Origin of the sequence: Haloarcula sediminis, from assembly GCF_035656455.1 — an archaeon.
Lineage (GTDB): Archaea > Halobacteriota > Halobacteria > Halobacteriales > Haloarculaceae > Haloarcula > Haloarcula sediminis.
Map to the genome: position 1 here is coordinate 150,842 of NZ_JAYMGA010000001.1, position 26,434 is coordinate 177,275.

Annotated in this window: 27 protein-coding genes; 15 read left to right on the forward strand and 12 right to left on the reverse strand. The window is 66.5% G+C overall.

Features of this window, described 5'->3' with window-relative positions; translation table 11 throughout:
* Window positions 1-37: 37 nt before the first annotated feature.
* From VJ162_RS00825 to VJ162_RS00850, 6 genes are all read right to left on the reverse strand, one after another.
* Window positions 38-313, reverse strand: a complete 276-nt coding sequence (locus VJ162_RS00825) for an acylphosphatase (RefSeq protein ID WP_324661753.1) — start codon at window positions 311-313, stop codon at window positions 38-40.
* 92 nt (window positions 314-405) lie between these two features.
* Window positions 406-1,314: a DNA-3-methyladenine glycosylase family protein gene (locus VJ162_RS00830; RefSeq protein WP_324661755.1), complete on the reverse strand. Its 909-nt coding sequence runs from the start codon at window positions 1,312-1,314 to the stop codon at window positions 406-408.
* Window positions 1,315-1,366: 52 nt separating this feature from the next.
* On the reverse strand, window positions 1,367-2,764 hold the full coding sequence (locus VJ162_RS00835) for a sodium-dependent transporter (RefSeq protein WP_324661756.1): 1,398 nt from the start codon (window positions 2,762-2,764) through the stop codon (window positions 1,367-1,369).
* A 129-nt stretch (window positions 2,765-2,893) separates the two neighbouring features.
* The gene (locus VJ162_RS00840; RefSeq protein ID WP_324661757.1) at window positions 2,894-4,237 is read right to left on the reverse strand and encodes a sodium-dependent transporter; all 1,344 of its coding nucleotides are present in this window, start codon (window positions 4,235-4,237) and stop codon (window positions 2,894-2,896) included.
* A 118-nt stretch (window positions 4,238-4,355) separates the two neighbouring features.
* Window positions 4,356-5,081, reverse strand: coding sequence for a hypothetical protein (locus VJ162_RS00845; protein WP_324661758.1), 726 nt, complete (start codon window positions 5,079-5,081; stop codon window positions 4,356-4,358).
* Complete coding sequence (locus VJ162_RS00850; protein ID WP_324661760.1) at window positions 5,074-6,423, reverse strand: protein kinase domain-containing protein; 1,350 nt, start codon at window positions 6,421-6,423, stop codon at window positions 5,074-5,076. The genes VJ162_RS00845 and VJ162_RS00850 overlap by 8 nt, the downstream gene beginning before the upstream one ends.
* Window positions 6,424-6,562: 139 nt before the next feature.
* Here VJ162_RS00850 and VJ162_RS00855 point away from each other — a divergent pair, with 139 nt between their 5' ends.
* Together VJ162_RS00855 and VJ162_RS00860 are read left to right on the forward strand one after the other, a co-directional pair.
* A complete protein-coding gene (locus tag VJ162_RS00855; RefSeq protein ID WP_324661762.1) occupies window positions 6,563-8,884 on the forward strand; it encodes a methyl-accepting chemotaxis protein in 2,322 nt (773 codons plus the stop codon).
* Between the two features lies 1 nt (window position 8,885).
* Window positions 8,886-9,584: a bacteriorhodopsin gene (locus VJ162_RS00860; protein WP_324661763.1), complete on the forward strand. Its 699-nt coding sequence runs from the start codon at window positions 8,886-8,888 to the stop codon at window positions 9,582-9,584.
* 90 nt (window positions 9,585-9,674) lie between these two features.
* Here the strand turns inward: VJ162_RS00860 and VJ162_RS00865 are convergent, their stop codons facing one another.
* Complete coding sequence (locus tag VJ162_RS00865) at window positions 9,675-10,634, reverse strand: transcription initiation factor IIB (RefSeq protein WP_324661765.1); 960 nt, start codon at window positions 10,632-10,634, stop codon at window positions 9,675-9,677.
* 291 nt (window positions 10,635-10,925) lie between these two features.
* Here VJ162_RS00865 and VJ162_RS00870 point away from each other — a divergent pair, with 291 nt between their 5' ends.
* From VJ162_RS00870 to VJ162_RS00920, 11 genes are all read left to right on the forward strand, one after another.
* Window positions 10,926-11,507 (forward strand): DUF2391 domain-containing protein, encoded by a 582-nt coding sequence (locus tag VJ162_RS00870; protein ID WP_324661767.1) that lies wholly within the window; start codon window positions 10,926-10,928, stop codon window positions 11,505-11,507.
* Between the two features lie 77 nt (window positions 11,508-11,584).
* Window positions 11,585-11,764, forward strand: coding sequence for an HVO_2753 family zinc finger protein (locus tag VJ162_RS00875; protein WP_220587000.1), 180 nt, complete (start codon window positions 11,585-11,587; stop codon window positions 11,762-11,764).
* A 2-nt stretch (window positions 11,765-11,766) separates the two neighbouring features.
* On the forward strand, window positions 11,767-12,033 hold the full coding sequence (locus VJ162_RS00880; RefSeq protein ID WP_324661770.1) for an elongation factor 1-beta: 267 nt from the start codon (window positions 11,767-11,769) through the stop codon (window positions 12,031-12,033).
* 111 nt (window positions 12,034-12,144) lie between these two features.
* On the forward strand, window positions 12,145-12,435 hold the full coding sequence (locus tag VJ162_RS00885; protein WP_324661771.1) for a 50S ribosomal protein L21e: 291 nt from the start codon (window positions 12,145-12,147) through the stop codon (window positions 12,433-12,435).
* Window positions 12,432-12,788: an RNA polymerase Rpb4 family protein gene (locus VJ162_RS00890; RefSeq protein ID WP_324661773.1), complete on the forward strand. Its 357-nt coding sequence runs from the start codon at window positions 12,432-12,434 to the stop codon at window positions 12,786-12,788. Before VJ162_RS00885 ends, VJ162_RS00890 begins: the two co-directional genes overlap by 4 nt.
* 66 nt (window positions 12,789-12,854) lie before the next feature.
* Entirely contained in the window at window positions 12,855-13,430 is a 576-nt protein-coding gene (locus VJ162_RS00895; protein ID WP_324661775.1) for a DUF655 domain-containing protein, read from the forward strand.
* A gap of 160 nt (window positions 13,431-13,590) precedes the next feature.
* On the forward strand, window positions 13,591-14,442 hold the full coding sequence (locus VJ162_RS00900; RefSeq protein ID WP_324661776.1) for a 16S ribosomal RNA methyltransferase A: 852 nt from the start codon (window positions 13,591-13,593) through the stop codon (window positions 14,440-14,442).
* Window positions 14,435-15,046 (forward strand): HemK2/MTQ2 family protein methyltransferase, encoded by a 612-nt coding sequence (locus VJ162_RS00905; RefSeq protein WP_324661778.1) that lies wholly within the window; start codon window positions 14,435-14,437, stop codon window positions 15,044-15,046. The genes VJ162_RS00900 and VJ162_RS00905 overlap by 8 nt, the downstream gene beginning before the upstream one ends.
* Before the next feature lie 55 nt (window positions 15,047-15,101).
* On the forward strand, window positions 15,102-16,097 hold the full coding sequence (locus tag VJ162_RS00910) for a 5-methyltetrahydropteroyltriglutamate--homocysteine methyltransferase (RefSeq protein WP_324661780.1): 996 nt from the start codon (window positions 15,102-15,104) through the stop codon (window positions 16,095-16,097).
* Window positions 16,094-17,170: a methionine synthase gene (locus tag VJ162_RS00915; RefSeq protein ID WP_324661781.1), complete on the forward strand. Its 1,077-nt coding sequence runs from the start codon at window positions 16,094-16,096 to the stop codon at window positions 17,168-17,170. The genes VJ162_RS00910 and VJ162_RS00915 overlap by 4 nt, the downstream gene beginning before the upstream one ends.
* Window positions 17,171-17,629: 459 nt before the next feature.
* Window positions 17,630-18,142, forward strand: coding sequence for an HTH domain-containing protein (locus VJ162_RS00920; protein WP_324661782.1), 513 nt, complete (start codon window positions 17,630-17,632; stop codon window positions 18,140-18,142).
* Window positions 18,143-18,180: 38 nt separating this feature from the next.
* On the opposite strand, the gene VJ162_RS00925 is transcribed toward VJ162_RS00920, so the two are convergent.
* From VJ162_RS00925 to VJ162_RS00945, 5 genes are all read right to left on the reverse strand, one after another.
* A complete protein-coding gene (locus VJ162_RS00925) occupies window positions 18,181-19,326 on the reverse strand; it encodes an ABC transporter permease (RefSeq protein WP_324661784.1) in 1,146 nt (381 codons plus the stop codon).
* The gene (locus tag VJ162_RS00930; RefSeq protein ID WP_324661785.1) at window positions 19,319-19,999 is read right to left on the reverse strand and encodes an ABC transporter ATP-binding protein; all 681 of its coding nucleotides are present in this window, start codon (window positions 19,997-19,999) and stop codon (window positions 19,319-19,321) included. The genes VJ162_RS00925 and VJ162_RS00930 overlap by 8 nt, the downstream gene beginning before the upstream one ends.
* Window positions 19,996-21,477, reverse strand: a complete 1,482-nt coding sequence (locus VJ162_RS00935; protein ID WP_324661787.1) for a COG1361 family protein — start codon at window positions 21,475-21,477, stop codon at window positions 19,996-19,998. The genes VJ162_RS00930 and VJ162_RS00935 overlap by 4 nt, the downstream gene beginning before the upstream one ends.
* A 209-nt stretch (window positions 21,478-21,686) precedes the next feature.
* Window positions 21,687-22,700 carry a phosphotransferase family protein gene (locus VJ162_RS00940; protein WP_324661789.1) on the reverse strand — a complete coding sequence of 338 codons (1,014 nt, stop codon included), beginning with the start codon at window positions 22,698-22,700 and terminating at the stop codon, window positions 21,687-21,689.
* Window positions 22,701-22,814: 114 nt separating this feature from the next.
* A complete protein-coding gene (locus tag VJ162_RS00945; RefSeq protein ID WP_324661790.1) occupies window positions 22,815-24,488 on the reverse strand; it encodes a sensor histidine kinase in 1,674 nt (557 codons plus the stop codon).
* Window positions 24,489-24,694: 206 nt separating this feature from the next.
* Here VJ162_RS00945 and VJ162_RS00950 point away from each other — a divergent pair, with 206 nt between their 5' ends.
* Together VJ162_RS00950 and folP are read left to right on the forward strand one after the other, a co-directional pair.
* Window positions 24,695-25,192, forward strand: a complete 498-nt coding sequence (locus VJ162_RS00950) for a dihydrofolate reductase (RefSeq protein ID WP_324661791.1) — start codon at window positions 24,695-24,697, stop codon at window positions 25,190-25,192.
* 59 nt (window positions 25,193-25,251) lie between these two features.
* The gene (gene folP, locus VJ162_RS00955; RefSeq protein ID WP_324661792.1) at window positions 25,252-26,433 is read left to right on the forward strand and encodes a dihydropteroate synthase; all 1,182 of its coding nucleotides are present in this window, start codon (window positions 25,252-25,254) and stop codon (window positions 26,431-26,433) included.
* Window position 26,434: the final 1 nt, after the last annotated feature.

Below are 26,434 nucleotides of genomic sequence, written 5' to 3' on the forward strand. Positions count from 1 at the left end.
CCGCCACGCTCCTAACGGTGGGGGACGACGCCCGCCGTCAGTACTCGATTTGGAACCCGTCTACCCCCTCGGGCTCCTCCTCTTCGACCTCGACGGTGCTGACGCTTGCCATCTCGCTGCCCTCGTAGCAGAAATCGACCATCGCGTCGACGGCCTCGGGGTCGCCCTCGAAGACCGCCTCGACGCGCCCGTCATCGAGGTTCTTCACCCAGCCGTCGACGCCGCGCTCCTGTGCGGTGTCCCGCGTCGTCGCCCGGAAGAAGACGCCCTGTACTCGACCGGAGACGTAGACGTGGACTCGCTTTCGTGACATGGATTGGACTTTGCCGGGGTGGCAGTTATGTTCGGGGGTCGAGACACTGTGTGTGGTGTTTCGGCGGCCTGTGGCGCCCCGATGAGTCCGGGCTACAGGTCCCGCCCGCCCGAACGCAGATAGTGGAAGAGATAGGTCTGCGTGTAGCCGGCGTACTCGCCGCCCAGCGTCTCCCGGATGGCCCGGGAGGTGTCGGCGTAGTTGCCGCGGTCACAGTCGGGGTAGAACTCGGCGATGGTCGTCTGAATCCACGTGTCCAGTGGAACCGCTTCGAGATAGCCAAGCGAGAACAGCAGGATGCAGTCGGCCACCTTGTCGCCGACGCCGACGAACTGGGTGAGTGACTCGCGGGCGTCCTCGTAGGCCAGCCCGCGGGCGTCCTCGGGGTCGGCCTCGCCGCTTGCGACCAGCTCGGCCGACCGCTTGACGTAGGGGGCACGGTAGCCCAGGCTCAGATCCCGGAGGTCGGCCTCGCTGGCGTTCGCGAGGGCCGCGGGCGTCGGGAACGCGTGATACGTCTCTCCGTCGAACTCGACGGGCTCGCCGAACTCCCGCCGGAGCGCCTGTTGCATCCCGTGGATGCGCCCGACGCGCATCTGGGCCGAGCAGATAAAGGAGATAAGCGTGGGAAAGGCGGGGTCCCGGACGATGCGCATCCCCCAGTAGGCGTCGTAGGCCTCCGTGACGACGGCGTCGGACGGCGCGGTCTCGCGGATGGCCGGCAGGTCGTCGTCCAGCCCCAACAGGGTATGGAGGGCGTCCGCGGCGTCGAACGATGCCGCCCACTCCAGCCGTCCGTCGGTCTGGCGCACACGGACGACCTCCGGGTCGCCGTCGACCCGCAGCGTCGTCCAGTACCACGCCGACCCGCCGCTGGCGGCGGTCCGTTCGTACATCTGCCCGTCCTCGCGGTCCCAGAGATACGACTGGCCGCTCTCGACGGTCGCCTGCAGGTCGATACCGCCCGGCAGCGACGCCACGTCTATCGAGCCCCGTTCCATTGGGGGATGGTCGGCGTCGAGGCGTATCGGGGTTTCTATCCGCGCGTCGGCCTCAGGCCGGCTCGGCCCGATATCGGAACGCGACGGCCGTCACGCCGACGACCGCGACGGCGATGGCCGCCGACTGCGTGGCCGACAGGGAGACGCCGACCAGTGTCCCGACCCCGCTTGCGAGCGTGAACGCGAGGAACAGAGGGATGACGACGGCGACGGCGTAGTACCACGGCCGGCTCGTCAGTCGCGCGACCCGGCCGGCCCCGAGCTCGTACTCCGCTATCGCGTCCCGACCGAGCACCCAGCCACAGAACAGCAGGAAGCCAAGCAGCGTGACGGTCAGCGCGAGGTTCGCCATCGTGTCCGCAAGCAGCGTGAAAAGCGACGGCGACAGCGCCGCGGCACTGCCCGTGACCAGGAACAGGCCGCCCACGCCCGCAACCGCCCGCGACCGCCCGAGCCCGTGCTCGTCGACCAGATAGGCGACGAGCACCTCGAAGATACTGATAGCCGAGGAGAGCGCGGCCAGCAGGACGACGCCGAAGAAGACGACGCCGACGAGCCGGCTGAGCGGCAGGTCGGCGAACGCGCCGGCGAGACCGACAAACAGCGCGCCGGGCCCGCCCGACCCCGGCGGGACGTCGAGCGAGTACAGCAGCGGGAAGATGACGAGCCCCGCCAGGACGCCGATGCCGGTGTTCAACACGGCGATGAGCGTGCCGTCGGCGGCCAGCGAGCGGTCCTCGTCGATGTAGGAGGCGTAGGTGAGCATCGCGCCGGCCCCGACCGAGAGGGTAAAGAGGGCCTGCCCGGCCGCGGCGACGAGCACGTCGAAGAAGTTCGCCCGGAGATACGCCACGTCCAGCGAGAGGTAGAACTCGTAGCCGCCGGCACTGCCCGGCAGCGTCGCCACCCAGACCGCGAGCGCGCCAAAGAGGAGCACGATGCCCGGCACCATCACCGTCGTCGCGACCTCGATGCCGCGGTCGACGCCGGCGTAGACGACGGCGACCGTCGCCAGCAGGAACAGCGCGTGAAAGCCCGCCGCGGCGGGCCCGAAGTCGACGGCGGCGAAGTACGCCTGTGGCGCCTCGAAGTACGCGCCCGTCGCGCTGGCGGCCGTATAGCGGAGTATCCAGCCGCCGACCACGCTGTAAAAGGAGAGGACGACGACCGACGCGACCAGCGCGAGCCCGCCAAGGGCCCGCAGGTGGCGACCGCCGAGCGCGTCGAACGCGCCGACGGGGTTGCGCCGGCTCCGGCGGCCGATGACCATCTCCCCGAGCAGTCCCGGCACGCCCACGAGCAGTACCACGACCACGTACAACAGGAGAAACGCAGACCCCCCGTTGGTCGCGGTCAGCCACGGGAACCGCCAGATGTTTCCAAGCCCGACGGCGCTCCCGACCGCCGCGAGCACGAACCCGAGTCGTGTGCCCCACGTCGCTCTCGTCATCGTCTGCCGGTCCGTGTGAACGGGGAAAAGCTCGTCGGGTGCGGGCTCATACGGATTCGTGTAGCGATTTACCGGTATTCGCCGACCCCGGGGTCGGCGATATCCGGAAATAATCTACAATAAACCGTATCAGAGCGGCGCGAAGAAGGCGGCGTCCTCGACGAGGAACAGCTCGTTGACCCCCAGCGCGAGGGTCACGACGACGGCGGCGACGACGACCACCCGGACCGTCCAGAGCCACACGTCGCCGCCGGCGCCCAGCCCGTCGGTTCCCGCGCGCAACTCGTCGACGGCGTCGGTCCCGAGCACCCAGCCGACGAAAATCGCCGTTGCGAGCACCGAAAGCGGGAGGAACAGCTGGTAGGCCACGCTGTCGAACCAGGTCAGCCACGCCGTGTCCCAGGCCGATGGCAGGCCGAGCACGAAGAGCCCGGCGCCGACGGCGGGCGCAAGGACCGTCCGGGGCACGTCGTAGTTGTCGTTGGCGTACGAGACCGTGACTTCGAGCAGGCTAATGGCCGAGGACAGCGCCGCGATGAGGACGACGCCGAAGAAGACGACGCCGAACAGCCGGCCGAAGGGGACCGAGCCGAAGCCGGCGGCGGTCGCGACGAACAGCGCGCCGGCGCCGCCGGTCTGGGTCGTGATTTCGGCGCCGATGGTAAGCAGGATGGGGAAGACGACCAGCCCGGCCAGGACGCCCACGAGCGTGTTCGTCACGACGATGGCGCTCCCGTCGACGAGGAGGTTGTCGTCGTCGCCCACGTAGGAGGAGTAGGTCACCATGATGGCCATCCCCAGCGAGAGCGTGAAGAAGGCCTGCCCGACCGCGAAGGGGATAATGCTCCCGGCGTTTGCCGTCATCGTGCTCAGGTCCGGCGAGAGGAAGAAGTCATAGCCCGCACCCGCGCCGGGCAGGGTCGTCACCCACACCGCCAGTGCCACCATCAGCACGAGGATGCTCGGCACCATGAGCTTCGTCGCCGCCTCGATGCCGTCCTCGATGCCGAGCGAGACGATGCCGACAACCAGCGCCAGGAACAGCGCCTGGGCCAGAACCGCTTCGGGGCCGGCCGACACCGCGCCGAAGTAGCCCGCCGGGTCCGAGAAGTACGCGCCGCGGACGCTCCCGACGATGTAGCGCAGCACCCACCCGCCGACGACGTTGTAGTACGAGAGAATCCAGAACCCGGTGAGGACGGCCAGTCCGCCGACCGCCCGCCACGACCGGTGGCCCAGGCTTTCGAAGGCGTCGACGGCGTTGACGTTGGTCCGCCGACCCAGCACGAACTCGGCGAGCATCGCCGGGAACCCGATGGCGACGACGGCGATGAGGTAGAAGGCGACGAACGCGGCGCCGCCGTTGGTCGCGGTCTTGAACGGGAACTGCCAGAGGTTCCCGAGACCGACTGCGCTCCCGATGGCTGCGATGATGAATCCTGGCCGCGTGGCCCACGTCTCCCGGTCAGACATAGTACCCAAAGCATGCGGCTGCCCCGTTTTAAACGCATATGTTTCTTGTCGGGGCGCAGGAACGCCGTTCTCAGCGTCCGCCTGCGCACGGCCGCCACGGTAGCGGTCCCGCCGGCGCTCAGAGGCTGGCGAGGTTCTGCCGGAGCTTGATGGTCGCCGTCATCAGCGTTGTCGCGGTCATGATGACGAAGACGACCTGGATGTGGAGGACGACGGTGCGGTCGAGGCCGACGAGCACGGCGAGGTCGAGCGCGGGAACCAGCGCCGCAAACAGCACCACAGGGAGCAGGTGGCGCAACAGCGTGTCGGCGACAGTGCCCTGGACGCGGGCCTCGGCCGCCCCGCGTCGGCCGTAGAGCCCGCCAGCCAGCGCGAACCCCAGCGCGCTCAGTCCCGTAATCGCGAGCAAGAGCGGGTGGCGGCCGACCAGTGCCAGCCCGACGACGGCGACACTGACGCCGACGATGGCCGCCGACGTCACCCCCCGTTCCGGGCCGGCCTCGCCGCCGGACGACGGCAGGGCGACGCTGCGATACAGCACCCGGAGCGCAACGGCCAGTACGAACACCGCCCCGAGCAACAGCCCCATCTTGAACGGGAGGACGTAGACGGTCAGCAGCTCGACCAGCCCGAGCAGGGCGAAGCCGACGGCAAGCAGCCCGGCGAGGACGAGGAAGTCCCACAGCCCGTCCCCGGTTCCGAGCTCGCTCGTCAGCCGGTTCCGGTAGGCGTAGTAGCTAAAGCGGACCCCCAGCACCGCAAGCAGCGTCAGCGCGATGAAGAAGATGAAAGTCAGGTTGGGGTTGTTGGGCGCGTACGGCAGACCGACGGCGACGCTATTCATCGCCACCCCGCAGGCTCCGGAGCTCCTGCCGGAGGTGGGCCGCCGTCTCGTAGCGGGCGAGCTTTCGCCGCGCCATCGCTTTGCCGACGATGTCGTCGACGGCGGGCGGCACGTCCGCGACTGCCGAGGGCTCGGGCGGGTCCGCCGACAGGATACTTTCCCGGGCCGCGTCGAACGCTCCGGTATAGGGCGGTTGTCCGGTGAACAGCCGGTAGCAGACCGCGCCGAGCCCGTAGATGTCGGTCGCGTGGTCGATGCGGCCAAAGCGGCGCTGATAGTACTCCGGCGCGGCATAGCGGGGGTCGAGGAACTCCGAGGGGTCGAACCGGTGGCGGTACACCGACAACAGGCCGAGGTTGTCAAGCAGCGGCGGCTGTCTGTCGCTTTCCTCGATTACGTTCCCGTAGTAAGCGACCGACTCGGCGTCGATACCGGCGTGGACGAGCCCGCGCTCGTGGAGCGTCGCGACTGCCTCGGCCAGCTGTTCGGCGTGCCAGGCGGCCTCGGCCGTCGGGACCCGCTCGCGGTCGGCCAGCGTCTCCGCCGTGTACTCGGTCGCCAGCCACAGCCGGGGGTCGTCCTGCCAGTCGTACAGCGTCAGCACGTTCTCGACCTCGGAGACGGCCCGCCAGTCGTCAAGCCGGGTCGAGAGCGCCGCCTCGAAGGCCTCGTCGGTCCCGTCCACGCCGTCGAGCAGGCGCAGCGCCACGGCGTGTTCGGTCTCGTCGACGACGCCGAGCGTACGGTAGGTGTCGCCGTAGCGCCGGCGCTCGCGCGGCGCCAGCACGGTGAGGCTGTCGAACCGGCTCTCGTACTCGATCAGCGACCGCCACTCGGCGTCGGCCGCCCGCGGCCGCTGACCGATGGTGTTGCCGTCCTCGTTGTCGGCCCCCTGGCGCTGGGCGTCCTCGTCCTCGTCGTCCGTGTATACCTGCCGCCCGTCGGAGTCAGTCCCCGAGCCGGCGACCCTGGTCCGCCCCATCTCGCGGCTGTCGGTCCGGCCCGTCGGTGTCGACCGCTCGACGTCGTGTCTGGCCTCTAGACTCGTCTCCCACTGGTCGAGTCGGTCCTCGACGACTGTGGGGTACTGGTCGGCGATGTATTCGAGCGCGAGCGTGGCGGCCAGGCTCTCGTCGGTTCGGTCCGCGAGGCGGCCGACCAGCGAGGCCACGGCCCCGGGGTGGGCGTCGGCGACGACACACAGCGCCGTCGCCGCGCCCAGGCGGACCTGTCGGTCACCGTCGTCGAGGAGGTCGAGCAGTCGCGGGATGCTGTTCCGGTCCACGTCGGTCGCGGTGAGCACCTCGGCGACGAGCACACGGGGGTCTCTCTCCGAGGTCATGGGTCGATAGAACAAGCATCTTCCCCCCGATGGCATCACTGTTTTGGTGAGTTGTTGACACCCGCGGCGGCGTCGCAATTTATCAACGGTGAAAATCGAGGAGGAACGCTTTACACTGTGTTTGCCTGATGAACAAAGGATGCCAACAGACCGCGACTCGCCGTTGCCGAGTTTTGTCGGCGACAGCTACGCCGTCCGCCTCGGCGTTGCGCTCGCTTTCGCTATTGTCGTCGTCGTCGCCTTCGGCGCTGTCATCAGCGTCCAGGCGTCGTCGACGCTTTCGGAGGACGTCGAGAGCGACACGACGGCGCTGTCAGACACACAAGCGGCACAGCTCGACGGCTGGCTGACGACAACCAGACGGGACGCCCGCACGACTTCGCGCCTTTCGGTCTTCGCTGACGGGTCACAGTCGGCCGTCCAGGACAGGCTCACGGGCCTGGTTGAGAACGACGAGGTCCCGCCCGACGTCGTGGCGGTCCACTACGTCAACACGGCAAACGGGACCATCTCCGCCAGTTCGAACGAGCAGTTCGTCGGCGTCAACGCCACCGAACAGGGCGCACCCTTCGCGACGGACCCGCCCGAGTTCAGCGGGCCCGACGACACGCACGTCACGGACCCCTTCACGGTGTCCATCGTCGACCACCCCATCATCGCCGTCGTCTCGCCGGTAAATGGGGCGGAAAACCGCTCTATCGTATATATGACTGACCTCGAAGCGCGGGCCGATTCGATATCGAACCAGCGTGAGGGGTCCTACACGACCGTCGTCAACGGGGACGGGGAGTTCATCGCCCATCCGAACGTCTCCAACATCGGCTCGACGGCCCCGGTCGCGTCGGGAGAGGAAAACCCCCTCAGCTCGCTCGACAGCGGCCAGAGCACGTTTGTCGAGACCGACGAGATGCTGATGGGTATCTCCCGGCTCGAAGGTCACGACTGGTCGGTGATGGTCCACGCCGACCGGGCTCAGGCTTACGCCCTCGCTGACCAGATAAACTCGGACCTCATCGCGCTCATCCTGCTCGCGGTCATCAACCTCGGGCTGGTCGGCGTGACCGTCGGCGAAAGCACTATCGCCTCGCTGCGACGGCTCTCCTCGCAGGCCGAGGTGATGGCCGAGGGGGACCTCGACGTCGACCTCAGCACGGCCCGCTCTGACGAGTTCGGCACGCTGTATGGCGCCTTCGACAACATGCGGTCGAACCTCCAGGACAAGATATCCGACGCCGAGGCCGCCCGGGAGGAGGCCGAGTCGGCGAAACGCGAGGCCGAGGAGGCACGGACCGAGGTCGAGGCCGAACGCAACGAGATGCAAGCTCTCTCCAGCCATCTCGAACTGAAGGCCGAGGAGTACTCCCAGACGCTGGAGTCGGCGGCCGACGGCGACCTCACCGCCCGCGTCGACACCGAGAGCATGAGCGACGCGATGGCCGACGTCGGTCGCGAGATAAACGAGACGCTGGACGCCCTGGAGACGACTATCGCGGACATGCAGGACTTCGCCGACAACGTGATGGGGGCCAGCGACCGGGTCGAGACCAACGCCGAGCGCGTCGGGATGGCCAGCCAGCAGGTCTCCGACTCAATCGAGGAGATATTCGACGGGGCGACCGAACAGAGCGAGCAACTTCAGGAGGGGTCGGCCGAGATGGACAACCTCTCGGCGACTGCCGAGGAGGTCGCGGCCTCGGCCCAGGAGGTCGCGAACACGTCCGAGGCCGCCGCCGAGGTCGGTGAAGACGGCCGCGAGGCCGCACAGGAGGCCATCGCTGAGATGAGCGCCATCGACGACGAGACCGCGGAGACGGTCCGCGAGATAAACGCCCTGGAGGGCGATCTAGAGGAGATCGGCGACATCGTGAGCGTCATCACGAACATCGTCGAGCAGACGAATATGCTGGCGCTGAACGCCTCTATCGAGGCCGCCCACGCCGACAAGGACGGGGACGGCTTCGCCGTCGTCGCCGACGAGATAAAGGGCCTCGCCGAGGAGACCAAAGAGGCCGCCGCGGACATCGAGGACCGCATCGAGCGCATCCAGTCCCAGGCCGGCGACACGGTCGAGACCATCGAGTCGACGAGCGAACGCATCTCCGAGGGCGTCGAGACCGTAGAGGAGGCCGTCGACGCCTTAGAGACTATCGTCGAGTACACCGAGGAGGTCGACACCGGTATTCAGGAGATCGACCGCGCGACGGAGGAGCAGGCCCGCACCGCACAGGACGTGCAGGCGACCATCGACGAACTGAGCAGCATCTCCCAGCAGACGGCGGCCGAGGCCGACACCGTCGCCGGCGCTGCCGACGACCAGGCGGCCTCCATCGAGACGGTCACCGACTCCGCCCGGGAGCTGCGCGCTCGCGCCGAGGACCTCGAATCCGTCCTCGGCCAGTTCGATGTCGACGGGAACGGACGAGACGATACGGCCGAGGCGGCTGCCACGGGGGACGACTGAGATGATAACGACATGGTTCACGCTGGGACTGCTCGGCGAACTGCTCGGGACCGCGCTGCTGGCCTACGGCTACACCCTGGTCCCCGAATCGACACGCAAGCGGTATCTACTCCTGGTGGCGATTCCCGGCATCGCCATCGTCGCGTATCTGCTGCTGGCGCTTGACATCGGTGCCGTCGACGGCGGCGGCCACACCGTCTACGTGGTCAGGTACGTCGACTGGCTGCTGACGACGCCGATAAACGTCCTCTATCTGGGGCTGCTCGCCCACGTGAACCGCGAGACTATCGGCAAGCTGGTGGGGCTGCAGGCGCTCACTATCGTCTTTGGCTTCGCCGGTGCGATGGCGAATGGCGCGCTCAGCTACGGGCTCTTTACGGCCGGGGCGGCCGCCTTCGCAGGCGTCGTCTACCTGCTGTACGGTGACGTGGCCGACTCGGCAGTCGCCACCCTCTCAGACGTCGAGGCCAGCCTCTACCGGACCCTGCGGAACTTCGTCGTCGTCCTCTGGTCGGTCTACCCCGTCGTCTGGCTGCTCGGCGCGGCCGGCATCGGGCTGATGGACGTCGAGACGGCGTCGCTGGTCATCGTCTACCTGGATGTGGTGACGAAGGTCGGCTTCGGGACTATCGCGCTCCACGCCTGGATGACGATGGACCTCGACGCTGTGACCGACGGGGCCGCTATCACGGCCGACTGAGCTGGAAAAGAACGGTTCCACAGGGGAACGGCACACTGTTTTCGGTCGGTACCAAGTTGGGTCGCCACACTGCGGCGTCCCGGGACCCTGTCAGTGGATGCCCATCGCTTCGATCTGTTCCTGGTACCGGTTCCGGATGGTGACTTCCGTCACCTGTGCCACGTCGGCGACCTCGCGCTGGGTCTTTTTCTCGTTACACAGCAGCGAGGCGGCGTAGATGGCGGCGGCGGCGTAGCCGGTCGGGGACTTGCCCGAGAGCAGCCCCTGCTCGGCGGTGGTGTCGATTATCTCGTTTGCCTTGGACTGGACCTCCTCCGAGAGGTCCAGTTCGGAGGCAAAACGGGGGACGTACTGTTTGGGGTCGACCGGCTCCATCTTCAGTTCGAGCTCCTGGGCGACGTAGCGGTAGGTACGTCCAATCTCCTTCTGTTCGACGCGGGAGACGTCCGACACTTCCTCCAGGCTGCGGGGGATGCCTTCCTGCCGACAGGCGGCATACAGGCAGGCGGTGGCGACGCCCTCGATGGAACGCCCGCGGATGAGGTCCTCGTTGAGGGCGCGCCGGTAGATGACCGAGGCGACCTCACGCACCGAGCGCGGGACACCCAGCGCGGAGGCCATGCGGTCGATCTCCGACAGCGCGAACTGCAGGTTACGCTCGCCCGCGTCCTTCGTGCGGATGCGCTCTTGCCACTTGCGCAGTCGGTGCATCTGTGAACGCTTCTCCGAGGAGAGCGAGCGGCCGTAGGCGTCCTTGTCCTTCCAGTCGATCTGTGTCGTCAGCCCCTTGTCGTGCATCGTCTGTGTCGTGGGGGCGCCGACACGGGATTTGGACTGGCGCTCGGAGTGGTTGAACGCGCGCCACTCCGGTCCGCGGTCGATGTTCTCGTCCTCGATGACCAGTCCGCAGTCCTCACAGACGAGCTCACCGCCGCCGTCGCTGGTGATAGACTCCGACTCACACTCGGGGCAGGTCTGCTGGCCCGTGTTCTCGGACGACTGCTCAGCCTCCTCCTCTTCCGTGTCCCGCTGGCGCGTCGGCCGTTCCATGTGTTCTTTTACGGAGAACGCCTAATCACGTATAAATGTTTGGGCGAAACGGGTGGGTACCGGGTGTACGCCCCGCCTACATCCCGCTCGCAGGGGGGCGAGTAAAGCCTTAACCCCCATGCGTGCCGTGCTATGTAGATACATGCAACCGTTCCAGGGGCCGATTATCACAGTCGAACGAGTCCGCGACAGCGCGCGCGCCGCCGTCTCGAACCACGAACGCCGGCCGTTCGGGGTGTCGTAAGCGATGGATACCCGGGCGATCGCACCCTCCCGCGGGGCGGTCTGGCGATGAGTGCGGACCCACGGGGAGACAGGGAGGGCATCGGTAGCCTGTTCGACGAACTCGAGGAACTGGAAGACATCGTCGACAGCGACGAGGAGCGCCGACAGGTTCGCGAGGCGATGCGGGCCGCGGCCGACACGCAGGACGACGACCCCGCCGTGTTCGGCCGGGTCATCTGGGGGTTCGACCGCGAGGACTTCGCCGAGGCGGTGCTTGGGTCCTTGCTCTTTGGTATCCCGATGGCCGTCGAGGGCGGGACTATCGACGCCGGACGCCACATCGCACAGCACCCACTCTACTTCGCCGGGACGCTGGCGACCGCGGTCGCGATGGTCGTCGGTATCCTCTATGTCGCCGACTTTCAGGACGTGCGCGTCGCCCACCGTATCTTCGGGGTCTTCCCCCGGCGTCTGGTCGGCGTGACGCTGACACCCCTCGCTACCTCGGTCGCCTTACTGACTGCCTGGGGGCTGGTCGACTGGTCGAGCGACCCCGCGGTCGTCTGGGAATCGCTGTGTATCTGTGCCATCGCGTTCGTGCCCATGGCCATCGGCGCGGCACTCGGGGACATCCTCCCGGGCAGCTGAGCCGCGTTTGCCATACTACCCCACACTTTCCGGGGCGTTTGACAACCGTTAAAAGCGCCGGTCGGGTACGGGGTGGTATGAGCGAGAGCCAGCAAAAACGAGCGCAGAAATGCGTCTCGTGTGGCATCAACATCGCCACCACGAACGCAGCCGCGTTCAAGTGTCCGGACTGCGGACAGCAGATATACCGCTGTTCGAAGTGCCGAAAGCAGAGCAACCTCTACAAGTGCCCCGACTGCGGATTCACGGGACCATAACAATGGGGAAAGTAGCAGCCAAGATCAAGATCATGCCGCAGAGCCCGGAAGTCGACCTCGACGCGCTTCAGGAGCGTCTCGAAGGGGCACTTCCCGAGGGAGCGAAAATCAAAGGGTTCGAGCGCGACGACGTGGCCTTCGGGCTGGTCGCGCTGTTCCCGACGGTCATCATCCCGGACGAAGCCGGCGGTACAGACGCCGTCGAGGACGCCTTCGCCGACGTCGAGGGTGTCGAATCGGTTGACGTCGATACCGTCGGCCGTCTGTAACGCGGCGTTCGTTTTCCGTCTCGCCACGTGGTCAGCGACAGCGCCGGCGGCCGCTCCGCCGACCGCGGAACGCACGTTTTATATGGGCGAGTAGACAAGCGATGAGCAAGAATGCCTAGTTCGAACGGCCCCCTCGAAGGAACACGGAACAAGCTGAAAAACAAGCCACGCGACCGCGGCACCTCCCCGCCCCAGCGCGCCGTCGAGCAGTACGAGGTCGACGAGAAGGTCCACCTGAAGATCGACCCCTCGGTTCCCGAGGGTCGCTTCCACCCGCGCTTCGACGGCCAGACCGGCACCGTCACCGGTGAGCAGGGCACGGCCTACAAGGTCGAAATCGTCGACGGCGGCAAGACCAAGACGCTCATCGTCAAGCCCGCTCACCTCCGCCGGCAAGAATGACGATATTCAAGGAGAAGGTCTCCGAGGAGTATCTCACGACGGCCGAGACCAAGGAGATACTGGCGGACCTGGAGATGGAGCGAGCGGCCGACGAGGACCGCGAGATGCGCTACGAGCTCAAACGCTCCATCGAGCACGTCAACCACTTCGCGATGCTCGACGTCGAGGAGTCCCTGGAGTTCGTCGAGCAGCTCCGGGACCTGGAGAAAGTCGACGAGGCGACCGCCTACAAGATCGCGAACCTGCGCCCGCTCGACCGCGACGAACTGCGAGCCATCTACGCCCAGGAGCGGTACTCCCTGTCGGGCGAGGAACTCGACGACATTCTCGCCGTCGTCAAGCAGTACGCCTGACGGTCGGGCCCGTTCTCTCCTGCGGTCATCCAATCCATTAAGTGTACTCTTGTCGTACAGTTTTCCATGAGCAGTACCGAGAGCGGTGGTGAGGATATAGTGGCGGCAGTGCTCGACGTGCTCCCGCACGGCCGGAGTGACGACGACCGCCCACAGCACCAGAAAGAGCCGCTCGCGTACGCCCTCGGAGTCGACGAGTTCCACATATACGAGCTCTCGCTCGACGAGGATGACGACATCGCCTTTGGCGACCGCATCGATCTCACCGAGTTCGGCCGGCTGACCGAGGTCGACTTCGAGGACCTGCCAAGCGGTGCCAGACAGGAACTCGAGTACGCCGTCGACGAGGTCGTCGATGCCGACGAGCAGCGCTTTGTCGACTTCTACAACGACGCCCAGCCTATCACGCTGCGGCTCCACCAGCTGAACCTGCTTCCGGGCATCGGGAAGAAGCTGCGCAACACCATCCTCGACGAGCGAAAGCGAAAGCCCTTCGAGAGCTTCGAGGACCTCGAAGAGCGGGTCAGCGGCCTCCACAACCCCCGAGAGGTGCTCGTCGAACGCATCCAGGAGGAGCTGCGCGACGACGACCTGAAGTACCGGATTTTCGTGCGGCGGTCGGAGCAAGGCGAGGGTGAGTGAGCGAAGCGAACGAACCCTCGAGGCGGAGCGGGGAGCGTAGCGACCCGCGGAGCGAGGCGGGGATGCCTGAGCGAAGCAAACGAACCCTCGAGGCGGGGCGGCTCGTTCGATGCCGAGCCGAGTAGCGGCCTTTTTCACTGCCCGACCGTCTACGGAGGGTATGACTGACTACGGGAGCCGCGACCCCGACGCGCTCGTCGCCCGGGCGGGCAAGCGGGCCGACACGCGACAGGACCAGCACTTCCTGGTCGACGACCGCGTCCTCGACAGGATTCCGACCTACGCCGAGGGGATGGACCTGTCTCACGGCCTCGAAATCGGGGGCGGACCCGGCGCGCTCACGGACAGGCTGCTGGCCGTCGCCGACCGGGTCACCGTGGTCGAGCGGGACCCCGACTTCGCGGCGCATCTGCGCGAGGAGTTCGCCGACGCCGTCGCCGCCGGCCGGCTGACCGTTATCGAGGGGGACGCGCTCGACGTAGAACTCCCCGAGTTCACGGCGAGCATCTCGAACCTGCCCTACGGCGCGTCCTCGGAGATAGCGTTCCGGCTGCTACCCGAGGGCAAGCCCATGGTCCTGATGTTCCAGCGGGAGTTCGCCGAGCGGATGACCGCCGAGCCCGCGACCGACGACTACGGGCGGCTGTCGGTGACGGCGGGTCACTACGCCGACGCCGAACTCGTCGAGACTGTCCCGAGGGGCGCGTTCGACCCGCAGCCACGGGTCACGAGCGCGCTGGTTCGGACGACACCGCGCGAGCCGGACTACACCGTCCCCAGCGACGAGTTCTTCATGGACTTCCTGAAGGCCGTCTTCACCCAGCGACGGAAGACGATGCGCAACGCCGTCCGCAACACGGCCCATATCTCCGGGCTGGGCGACCCCGACGCGGTCGTCGATGCTGCCGACGAGGACCTGATGAGCGCCCGCGCGGGGAAACTCGCGCCGGCCGACTTCGCCGACCTGGCGACGCTGGCCTACGAGATCGGCGAGCCCGCTGCCGATGACTGAGGACGAGCCGTCGGCGTCGAGCGGCAAGCCGGCGCTGGCCGACCGGCGCGGCGTCGAGACAGTGTATCAGCCGGCTGAGGACTCCGACCTGCTGGCTCGTACTGCTGCCGCGCGCGTCGCTCCGGGCGACCACGTCCTCGACGTGGGGACCGGGTCGGGCTACGTCGCCGCGACGCTGGCCGAGGCTGGCGCCGACGCCGTCGGCGTGGACCTCAGCCCGCTGGCGTGTCGCGAGGCCGCCGACAACGGCGTGTCGGTCGTCCGGGGGGACTTGGTAGCTCCGTTCCGGGCCGACGCCTTCGACCTCGTGGCGTTCAACCCTCCCTATCTGCCGACGCCGGCCGAGGCCGAGTGGGACGACTGGATGGAAGCGGCGCTGTCGGGCGGCGAGGACGGCCGCCGGCTGGTCGACCCGTTTCTGGAGACCGTGGGTCGGGTGCTCACACCGGGCGGCGAGGTCCTCATGCTGGTGAGCAGTCTGACCGACCCCGACGCCGTTCGCGCGTACGCTCGCGAGCGAGGGCTCGAAAGCGAGGTGCTTGCTACCGAGAAACATCCCTACGAGGAGCTCGTAGTCCTGCGGTTTTCCCCAGGGGATTACTGAAGGGCATTTTTCTGAATAGGAAATATTAAAGCTCGTCATTTCATAGCAACGGCTAATGCCAGAGATTGTAGCGACGACACCCGGCCTGTTCCCGTTACCGGACTGGGCCAAAGACGAGCTGTCCGACCTGAAAGGACACCAGAAAACGGACCTCATCAGCGGCGACGAGGGTGGGGCGATCACGGATGCCTACGACCGCGCCCGCAGCGAGGTTGTCTCCCTCCAGACCGACGCCGGCCTCGACCGGATCAGCGAGGGTCAGCTGCGCTGGGACGACATGCTCGCACACCCGCTGGCGGTTCACGAGAACGTCGAGACCCGCGGCATCGTCCGCTACTACGACAACAACAACTTCTACCGGGAGCCGGTCGTCACGGGCGACCTGACCACCGGTGGCGACGTCGCCGCAGACCTCGACGCCGCCACGGAGCTGGTCGATTCGGGGCTGCAGGCCGTCCTGCCGGGCCCGTACTCGCTTGCGGACCTGGCGACGGACGAACACTACGGCGACGAGGCCGAGTTCGTCGAGGCCGTCGCCGATTTCCTCGTCCGCGAGGTCGAGCAGTTCCCCGACGTGGAGACGCTGTTCCTGCTTGAGCCGTCGCTGGTCGAGAACCCGCCGGAAGACGGCGAAGACGAGCGCGCAAGCGAGGCCATCGACGCCATCGCGGGCGCCATCGACGCCGAGGTCGTGGCCCACACCTACTGGGGGTCGATCCCCGAGAAGACCTACGCGCACCTGATGGACGCCGACGTCGACGCCATCGGCTTCGACCTCGTTTCCGACCACGACAAGAACGTCTACAACGTCCAGGAGTACGGCACCAAGGACGCCGTCGCGCTGGGCGTCGTCGACGGCCAGAACACCCGTATCGAGTCGCCCGAAACCATCCGCGACCGCATCGACTGGTTCGAACAGCAGACCAACACGGCCTACGACACCGTCTACGCCACCACGAACACCGAGACCTTCTACCTGCCAGTGAACAAGTTCGAGGACAAGATTCGGTCCCTCGCTAACGCGGCACAGCTGGAGGCACCAGACCAATGACAGGACCACGAGAGCAGTTCCGACCGGAGGACCACCCGAACGACCACTTCCTGCTGACGACCGTCGTCGGCTCTTACCCCAAGCCCAAGTGGCACGACCGCGCCCGCGAGATGTTCGAGGACGAAGACGCCGACTTCGGGCAGGAGGAGTGGGAGGAGTCGAAGGACGACGCCTCGCGGCTCATCACCCACGAACACGAGCGCTGCGGTATCGATGTCGTCTGTGACGGCGAGATGCGCCGCAACGAGATGGTCGAGTACTTCGCCCACCGCATCGACGGCTACGAGTTCAACGGCCGCGTGAAGGTGTGGGGCCACAACTACTTCGACAAGCCCAGCGTCGCCGACGAGGTCGAGTACGGCGAGCAGTGGCTCGTCGAGGAGTTCGAGTTCACCGACGAGATCGCCGACCGCCCCGTCAAGGTCCCCATCACCGGCCCGTACACGCTGGCGAACTGGTCCTTTAACGAGGTCTACGACAGCGAGGAGCAACTGGCCTACGAGCTGGCGGACCTCGTCAACGAGGAGATAGAGGCCCTCGTCGAGGCCGGCGCCCGCTACATCCAGATAGACGAGCCGGCCCTCGCGACGACGCCCGACGACCACGCCATCGTCGGCGAGTGTCTCGAACGCATCGTCGACGAGATCCCCGACGACGTTCGACTCGGTCTGCACGTCTGTTATGGAGACTACTCGCGTATCTACCCGGAGATTCTGGACTATCCGGTCCACGAGTACGACTTGGAACTGGCAAACGGCAACTACGAACAGCTCGACGTGTTCAAAGACCACGAGTTCACGAAGGACTTCGCCATGGGCGTGCTGGACGCCCACACGGCCGAGGTCGAGTCCGTCGAGGAGATCAAGGACAATATCAAGAAAGGGCTGGAAGTCGTCCCGCCCGAGCGCCTGACCGTCTCGCCCGACTGTGGCGTGAAGCTCCTGCCCCGCGAGATCGCGCGCGGCAAGATGGAAAACATGGTCACGGCGGCCCGCGAGGTCGAACAGGAACTCGACGCCGGCGAGATCGAGGTCGTCGCCGACAGCGGTGCGGAAGCGAGTGCGGACGACTAGCGAGACGCGACCAGCGGGAGCGTCTCGGATACGTCGAACGGGGAACAGAGTGACCCGTGCGACGATGACAGTTCGAGCGGTCCGCGAGTAGTCAGTTACCGGGCCAGCGGACGACTTCTAACGACTGTGACAGTCGCGCGGTGTCTCCCCGCCGATAACTGTGCTGTGGGGCTTCAATTTCTCACGTGAGAACGCACGTACAGCTCAACAGCCGGAAGCCACGCAGGTCAAACCGGCCAGACGGTTCGACGATAGACGAACTCGAACTCGACCAGCGCAGAAATAAAAGCATTGGCGATAAATAAAGAAAAGATAACTATTCAGTTATAGAAACGCATTTAGAGTGCTTGAAAACGCTATTGAGACGAATAGCCTTCGAACGAAATTATTCGGTTGCTAACTCTTGTCGCTGGGAAAGAGTTTAGTTGTACTCGGGTGATGTTCCAGACGAGATACCCGATGACCGACAAGACACACCTCCGAGCGGAACTGTATCTTCGCGGTGATACGTACGGCACCTTCGACGCTCAACAGCAGGTGCTGAACCGGGTCAATCGGCTGGAAGCGAACGGCGTCTTCACCGAGTCGATGGTGGCCGGCGACTGGCAGCGCATCCGGACGATGGCCGAGGACACCCGCTCGGGAGCGCTTGCGACCTACGAGGAGTTCGACGACTGGGCCGACCGGAACGGCTCGTCGCTGGAACCGGCCTTCGAGCGCCGCACGCGGACCTACGTCGGCATGGACCGGGTCGACGACGTCGTGGTCTTCCCCGTCGTCTCGCTGGCTATCTACGACGAGAAACGGCTGCAGTCGGTGTTTCCCTGCAGCGACGGCGAGCACGTCTACACCGTCGGGGACGCATTGGACGCCTTCGAGCGCGGCGACGAGGCGTGGCTGGCCCAGTTCGACGCCGTCACTGTCGACCGGACCGAGCCGTGGCTCGAAGCCGGCGTCGAGGCGTTACCGTAGGCCCGTCGTCGCCGACCGCTCCGAGGTGTCGGACCCCGCTATCCCCGCAGGGCCTCGACCGGTTCTTCACTCGCTGCCTTCCAGGCCGGATACAGCCCGCTGAGGACGCTGACGACGACGGCGAAGCCGAACGCGGCGACCAGATACCAGAGGTTCGCCACCCGGAACAGCGCCGTCGCGTCGCCGACCGTGTAGTGGTTGATCGCGAGACCGACGAGCGTGCTGACCACCACGCCAACGACCCCGCCGAAAACGCCCAGTAGCGTCGCCTCCATGAGCATCACCTTCAGCACGTCCCGCTTCTGGTAGCCAACGGCGCGGAGGACACCGATCTCCTCGCGGCGCTCGACTGTCGACATCAGCATGACGTTGAGGATGGAGATGCCCGCGACGAACAGCGATATCGCGGCGATACCGACGAGGACGGTGTTGATGACCTGGAAGGTCTGGTTCACCTGGTCGACGATGGAGCCAAGTTCCTGGACGGTGACGCGTTGCTCGCGCCCGTTGAGGGCCTCGCGAATCGCCATCGCCGATTCGTTGGCCGCCGTCCCCGACTCGGCGGTGACGTACACCTGTGCGTAGCTGCGCCCCTCGAACGAGCCCACCGGCACGATGACACGGCTGTCGGGATTGAGCTGCGAGAACGAGCCGGTCGATTCGAGGACGGCCCGGACCCTGACCGACGTACCGTTGATCGTGATGGTGTTGCCGGGCTGGAGGTCGTACTCGTCGGCGATGCTCTGCCCGATGAGTGTGCCGCTCTGGAACGGTTCGGGGATGCGCCCGTCCGAGGCGTTGTACACCTGTCTTGGCTGTTGGATTCCGTACACCAGCTGTGTGGTGTTTGTCCCCCGCTCGAACGCGATCGGTTCGACCCGCTGTTTGACCGGTGACACGGTCGCGTCCGGCCCCGCCGCGCGCCGTATCTCCCGGACATCGCGTTCGGTGAGGTTCTGGACGCCCGCTTCCCCGTTGGGCGAGACCGTCACCTGGTTCCCCAGCCCGCCGAGGTTATCGGAGATCGAGTACTGCAGCGCGACGCCGAACATCCCCAGGGAGGCGATGGCGATGACGCCGATGACGATACCGAGCGAGGCAAGCAGCGAGCGTATCTTGGTCCGTGTCAGGTTCCGCTGCGCCATCAGCACCGACGGGAACCGACGGTAGAGCGACTCAAGCATCGGGCGTCTCCTCCCCGAGCGCGCCGTCGACCAGGTGGACCGTCCGGTCGACGTACTCGTTTACCAGTTCGTCGTGGGTGACGGCGATGATACCGACGTCTTCCTCGTCGGCGATGTGGCGGAACTCGTCGAGGATCTGTCGCCCGGTATCGCGGTCGAGACTCCCGGTCGGCTCGTCGGCGAGGACGATCTTCGGGTCGTTGATGAGCGAGCGGGCGATGGCCACGCGCTGTTTCTGGCCACCCGAGAGCTGGTCGGGCCGGTGGTCGAGCCGGTCACCGAGCCCGACCCGCGTCAGGAGGTCCTTGGCACGTTCGGTCCGGTTCGGGTCCCGGTCGAACAGCCGGGGGACCTCGACGTTCTCGACGGCGGTCAGCGTCGGCAGCAGGTAAAAATGCTGGAAGACGAACCCGATGGTCCGCTTTCGAAGCAGCGTCCGCTTCCGGTCGCCCAGGTCGGTCACGTCGCGGCCCTCTAACAGGAGCCGCCCCTCCGTCGGCGTCGCGAGCAGGCCGATGATGTTCAGGAGGGTCGTCTTCCCGCTGCCGCTTGGTCCCATGATGGAGACGAACTCCCCGGGTTCGAGCGAGAAATCGACGCCTTTCAGCGCTTCGAGGGTCTGGCCGCCGGTTCGGTAGCGTTTGACCAGCCCGCGGGCGTCGATGACGGTCATATGTCCACGTCATCGTCGTCGTCGCCGCGCCGGTAGCGACGGAAGAGGAGCCCGGCGACGGCGAGTACGGTGACGACACCGAGCCCGAGGACCGCAAAGAGGCCCACACCCGGACCGCCGCCGGTCTGCTGTTCTTCCTGTCCCGCCAGCCCCGAATCGACGGGCGCGGCAAACGTCTCCGTGATCCGCTCGCCGTCGACGAGGTAGCTCACTTCCAGCGGAATCGAGGAGACGTTACCGGTGGCCCGTGCCGTCAGGTCGAAGGAGCTGAAATCGCTCCCCGGCACCTCCCCGACGAAGAAGTCCCTGTTGGGGGGCGCCGGTTCGACGGTCTCAGAGGGGACGACGCGGACGACGACACTCCGTGCCGTCGTCGTGCCGACGTTGCTGGTGCTGCCGGTCACCTGGAGCAGCCCGTCTTCCCGGGCGACATCGAGCCCGGTCAGTTCGATACTGGCGGGTGTCGCCCGAAGCGTGGCGGTCGCGTTGACCGACCGCTGGACGGTGCCGCTCTCGTAGTCGGCCGTGACGGCCACGTCGGCGCGCGGTTCGGACAGCGTCGCGTTGAGCCGGACCTGTCTCGTCGAGCTGGCGGGGACTGAATCGACTATCGTCTGGCTGATAGTCGCGTTCTCCGAGACGCCGGTGACCACGATGTCCTCGGCCGGCGCGTTCCCCTGGTTGACGATATCTACCGTGAGGGTCTGTTCGGTGCCGCTGCCCGACCGCGACGTTTCGAGGACGACCCCGCGGCGGGCGGGCTCGGTCTCTATCGTCTGGTTCCGTGTCACCGTCCGCTCGGTACCGCTTGGGAGCGTGTAGGTGACAGTCGCCGTCAGTTCGTTGACGCCGGCGCGCTCGGGCCGGAAGCGGAAGTCCGCGGTGGCCGTCCCGCCCTGTTCCAGGGACGCAAACACCGAGCGGTCGTCGAAGACGGTGACGCCGTCGCCCGAGACGGCCACCTCGACGTTCGAGACGCCCGTATCGAGTCCGTTGGCGACCCTCACCGACCCGTTCGTCGCCACACCGGCGACCGAATCGTTGGTCTGGACGTCTATCTGTGGATGCCGCTTCTGCACGGACAGCGAGACCGGGTAGCGGAGTTCGACTGACTCATCGGTGTTGGCGTTCTGGGCGTCGACGTGGATCCGCAGGTCGCGGGTGCCCGGCTCCTCGAACCTGTGGGTCAGCGGGACCGTGATCTTAGCCCCGGGCGAGAGCGTCCCGAGGTTCTGGGCTCGGGTGTAGACGGGGAGCCCCTGTCCGCCGCTGGGGCGTAGTTCGACGCTATCGATTACCATCGCGTCGCCGCTCCCCTCCAGGTTCCGAATCGTCGGCGTGAACGTGACCGACTCGTTGGGAGCAGGGCTCTGTGGCGAGACCGTCACACCGGTGATGGAGGCGTTGACCTGTGCACCGGCGGCGAGTGCCGGAAGCGTCGCCAGTACGACCAGCGCGGCGACTACCAGTCGACGCACGGCGCGCCTCCCGTGTTTCGAACGTCTCGGTTGTGGCCGGTGGAGGGTGTCTCTGCGGGGATAGCTTGCATACCACAACTGGACAAGGTGATACAATAAACCCGACGGACTGTGTGATAGTACCACGATACCGGGCCGACCACCGGCTACAGTGACCGGCGATCCCCACACCCCGGGCGGCGACACACGGCGGTCACGGAGACGGGGGTTCAGTCGGGAAGCCCGTCGATGAGCCGCTCGAACTGCTGGCGGTACTGGGCCTCGGCGCGGGCCCTGGCCAGTCCGGAGTCGTCGTCGAAGACGGCGTCGAAGCCGGCCATCCGCCACAGCAGGGTCGAGAGCTGATACAGCGGTCGGCGCTCCGCGTAGCCGTCCTCGAACTCCATCGGTCGGTGTTCGGTGTACCCGTCGTGGAACTCCGAGCGCAACCCCTCACGCACATCGGGGTCGGTAAACGAGGAGTCGATGAAGAGAAACTCCGTCTGGGCGAGGTTGTACTCGGGCAGGGCCGCGAGCACGTCCTGCCAGTCAAGCACCGCCGTAATCGGCCGCTCGGTGCCGGCCTCGAACAGCAGGTTCGCCGGCCGGAAGTCGTCGTGGACCAGCCGGGGGACGCCGTCCTCGGGGACGGACTCCAGGGCGGGCTCGATCTTCGCCATCGCGCGGCCCTTGAGGTCAGCGAAGGGGGTCTCGTCGAGCCGCGAGAGGTGTGCCCGGGTGAGCCGCTCGAAGTACTCCCGCCAGTTCCCCATCCAGTCCCGGACGATGAGTCGGCCGTTGTGGAGGTCGAGGCGGCCAAAGGCCTCGAAGCCGATCTCGGAGTGGAGGTCGCCGAGGATCTGACCGGCCTGGCGCATGACCCGCTGGCGGTCGCCCGACGAGAGCGTCGCAAACTCCTGTGAGAGGTTCTCGCCGTGGACCCGTTCGGTGACGAAGTAGGGACGCACGTCGACCGCGGGCTCCTGTTTGAACACGAGAATCCGGGGGACCGGCACGTCCGTCCGGTTGGCGACGTACTCGTGCAGCTTCGGCTCGATGTCGAAGGGGATGTCACCGGCCGGTTTGAACTTCACTACGACCTCGTACTGCTCGCCGCCGTGGTCCAGTGTCACCATGTAGACGTCGCTCTGGTGACCGCCGCCCGGGGTCTCGAACGTGAACCCGCTGTAGTCCGGCCCCGACTCGTCGAGGACAGCACGGATATCGGCTTCCGGCGTCGACACTGTGACCGGCTATGGGGGGTGGCCGGATAAAACTGTCAGTGTCTCCGCCGCGGGACCCTCGAAATCCTCGCCACAGGGAAAGTACATAGGCCGGACGATGGGGGACCGCAGCCGTCATGGCTCTGCCGCCCGCTCCTCGAACTCGACGCCGGTAATTTCGAAGCGCGCGCCGCCCTCCGCACTGCTGGTCACCTGTATCTCCCAGTCGTGGGCCGCGACGACCTCTGTCACGATCGCCAGCCCCAGCCCCGTCCCGTCGTTCGACGTCGAGAAGCCCGATTCCAGAACCGCCTCCTGGTCCTCCACCGGGATGCCGTCCCCGTCGTCGGCGACGAAGAACCCGGTGTCGCCGTCCAGGACGCCGACGGTGATTTCGATGTCGTTGCCGTGTTCGACAGCGTCGTCGGCCGCCGGCCGGCTGCCCGTAGAGCCATGCTCCACGCTGTTCCGGAAGAGGTTCTCCAGCAGTTGCTGGAGTCGCGTGGCGTCGGCCAGGAAGGTCCCGTCGCTCTCGATGGCGAGCGTCGCCCCGTCCGACTCGACAACGTCCCAGGCGTCCCGCGCGACGACGGAGAGGGTGACGTTCTCGCGTTCGCCTATCGGTTGCCCCTGCCGGGCGAGCGCGAGGACGTCCTCGATGAGCACCTCCATCCGGTCGAGGGCGCGGGCCGTCGCGGCGAGGTGCTCGTCGTCGTCCTCCTCACGGAGGAAGGCGACCCGCCCCTGTGCGACGTTCAACGGGTTTCGAAGGTCGTGAGAGACCATCCCCGCGAACTGCTCCAGCCTGTTGTTCTGTCGCTCTAGCTCCCTGCGGTACTCCTCGCGCTCGGTCACGTCGGTGAGCGTAATCGAGCTCCCGAGCCGGCTCCGGTCGGTCGTGAACGGCCTGACACCGAGGTGGTAGTACCGGGGGCCGCCATCGCTTTCGAGTTCCAGAACGTCGTCGTTTTCGGGGCCGCCGAGAAACTCGGCGAGTCTGGGTACCGCCGACTCGATCGACTTGCCGGTTTCGAGCGCCGGGAACCGCTCGCTGGCTTTCATGTTGAAATCGCGTATCCGCCCCTCGTCGTTCAGCACGATGGCCGGGTCGTTGTGCCCGCCGGTCAGCTGGACAGTCTGGAAATCGTCGACGAAGACGAACAACACGCCGACTGCGAAGGCGGCGACGCCAAGCGGTTCGTACGTGATGTTGAGTATCGTCGGGCTCACGATAGCCAGCGCATCGAGGACGATCGGGAGCCCGGTGAGAACGACCAGCCCGAGTAACGGCCTGGTGTCGTGGCCCACCTGACGGAACAGCTCGAACAGCATGAAATAGCCGACAATCGAGAGGGCGTAGGCCAGTCCCATCGCGAGCCAGTGCAGCTCCTGGGAGACAATAGAGATGTGGGGAAACGGGGTGAGCAACACTTCGGACTGGAAGTATCGATGGTGTATCGGGTTCGTGAACTTCACGAGCGAGATGACGGCGAACACGCCGATTGCGGCCCGGCGTATCGGTGCTGACCGATGGAGATTGCGGCCAGTGTAGGCCGAACAGAAGTACAGCCACGGCCCCACTGTACTGAGTCCGACGAACAGCCCGACGTGATAGAACACGAGCTTGAGTTCGACAGTCGGCGCGAGGAGGAAGCCGAGATGGGCGACCGACCAGCACCCGCTCGTCAGCAGGAGACCGACGAGCCCCTGTCGTGTCCCCTCGTGCTCGATGGCCCGAGCGCGGGGGAGGCTCGCGAAACAGGCCGTCGCCGCGGCACCGAAGAGGAGAACGTAGCCCAGAAGATACACGTTGGGAGTAGTCAGACTGTTTGGTGTTAAAATAGCGGTTACCCGTAGGGTCTGTTAGGGTAAAATCGTTACTGATACTCACGACGGTGAAGGGGGTGTGCTGTGCCCAGTGTCAGGCGGTTCGACAGCGGACAGCGAGAGGAGCCCACAGCCGCCTGACTGTGTGGCGCCGACAGTCGCTTAGGGACCGCTCCCGAACACCGGGCATGGTCGAACTCAGACTCATCGCGGGCGTGGCTCGGACGGGCGCCATCGGCGACGGCGAGACCATCCCGTGGCACTACGAGGAGGACGAAAAGCAGTACAAGGACCGCGTCGCGGACCATCCCGTCGTCGTCGGCCGCAAGACCCACGAAGGGATGACCCGGGTTCGGGGGACCCACCCGGTCGTCGTCACCAGAAGTCCCGACGAGTACGAGGAAGCCGACGCCACGTTCGTCTCAACAGTCCAAGACGCCGTCGACGCCGTCGCGGCCCAGCGAGAGGTGGGCTATGTCATCGGTGGCCAGTCCATCTACGCGACGTTTCTCCCCTACGCCGAGCGGGCCTACGTCTCCGAACTGCCCGAGCGGCAGGCCGCGAGCCGGGTGTTTCCCTATCTCGGGACGAACTGGTCGGTGGCCGACCGCCACGGGTACGACGAGTTCGACGTTATCGAATACGAGAACGAAGCCCCCCTCGACCCGTCCGCGGCGCCGGCCTGACCCGAGCGAACGGTGCCGGAAGCGCCAACGCTTACCGTCCCCAGTCCCAGGAACCGGCCATGCAAACGGTCGACGCGGCAGGGCTGTCGATTGGTGACGACCATCCGCCACGAGTTATGGGCGTGTTGAACGTCAGCAAGGAGTCGCCGTACTCGCCCTCCGTCTACGACGACCCGGCCGAGGCCGCCGCCTACGTCGACGAGGAGCTCATCGGTGAGGGCGCAGACATCGTCGACGTGGGACTGGAGTCGGCCAACAAGCGACTCGACGTGCTCTCGGCCGAGGCGGAACTCGACCGGCTGGACATCGCCATAGAGACTATCGAGTCGGTCAGCGACGACGCCGTCTTCTCCATCGAGACCCGCTATGCCGAGGTGGCCGAGGCCGCCATTGCGGGCGGGTTCGACATGGTCAACGACATCTGTGGCTTCGCCGACCCCGAGATGCCCGAGGTCTGTCGGGAGTACGATGTGGCCGTCGCCAAGATGGCCAGCCCGCCGGACCTCGAACGCCCCGGCGCCGTCGAGGAGACCGACTGGGCTGCCCGCAAATCGCCCGGGTGGGCCGAGTCGGCCGACTACGTCGACCAGGTCTACGAGTCGCTGAAACAGAACGGGCTCACAGAGAAGACCATCGTCGACCCGGCTTTCGGCGGCTGGAGCGAGGCCAAAACCATCGAAGACGACCACGCCACCTTCGAGCGACTGCGGGAGTTCCGCGGCTTTGGCCGCCCCATCCTGGTCTCGATCAACCGGAAGAACTTCCTGCGGACCATCGCCGACCGCTCGACCGAGGACGCCCTGCCCGTCTCCCTGGCAGCGACGGCGCTGGCCGTCGAACGGGGCGCCCACATCGTCCGGACCCACGACGTCGAAGAGACCGTCGACGCGGCGAAGATCGGCTCGGCGTTCACCGAGCGGGCCTTCGTCACCGACGACAGCGTCTCGGTGACCGAACTCGACGCCCGGCGGGCCACGGAGGTCGCGCGCCACCTCGAAACGCTCGGTGCGTCGGCCGACGACAGCGAGGCCTACGTCAGCCGCATCTTCGAGGTGTCCGGACTCGCCCCCGAAGCCGTATCGGACCTGGCCGCCGTCGCCGAGTCGGCCGGGCTCACCGTCACCACCGGCGACGGCGGCGTTCTGGTGGGCGGCCGACCCGACGCGCTCCGTGCGGCGGCAGACGAGCTGGCCGGGCGGCCCGCGTTCGAACCGCTTGTCGAGGCTGTCCGAACGAGCTAAC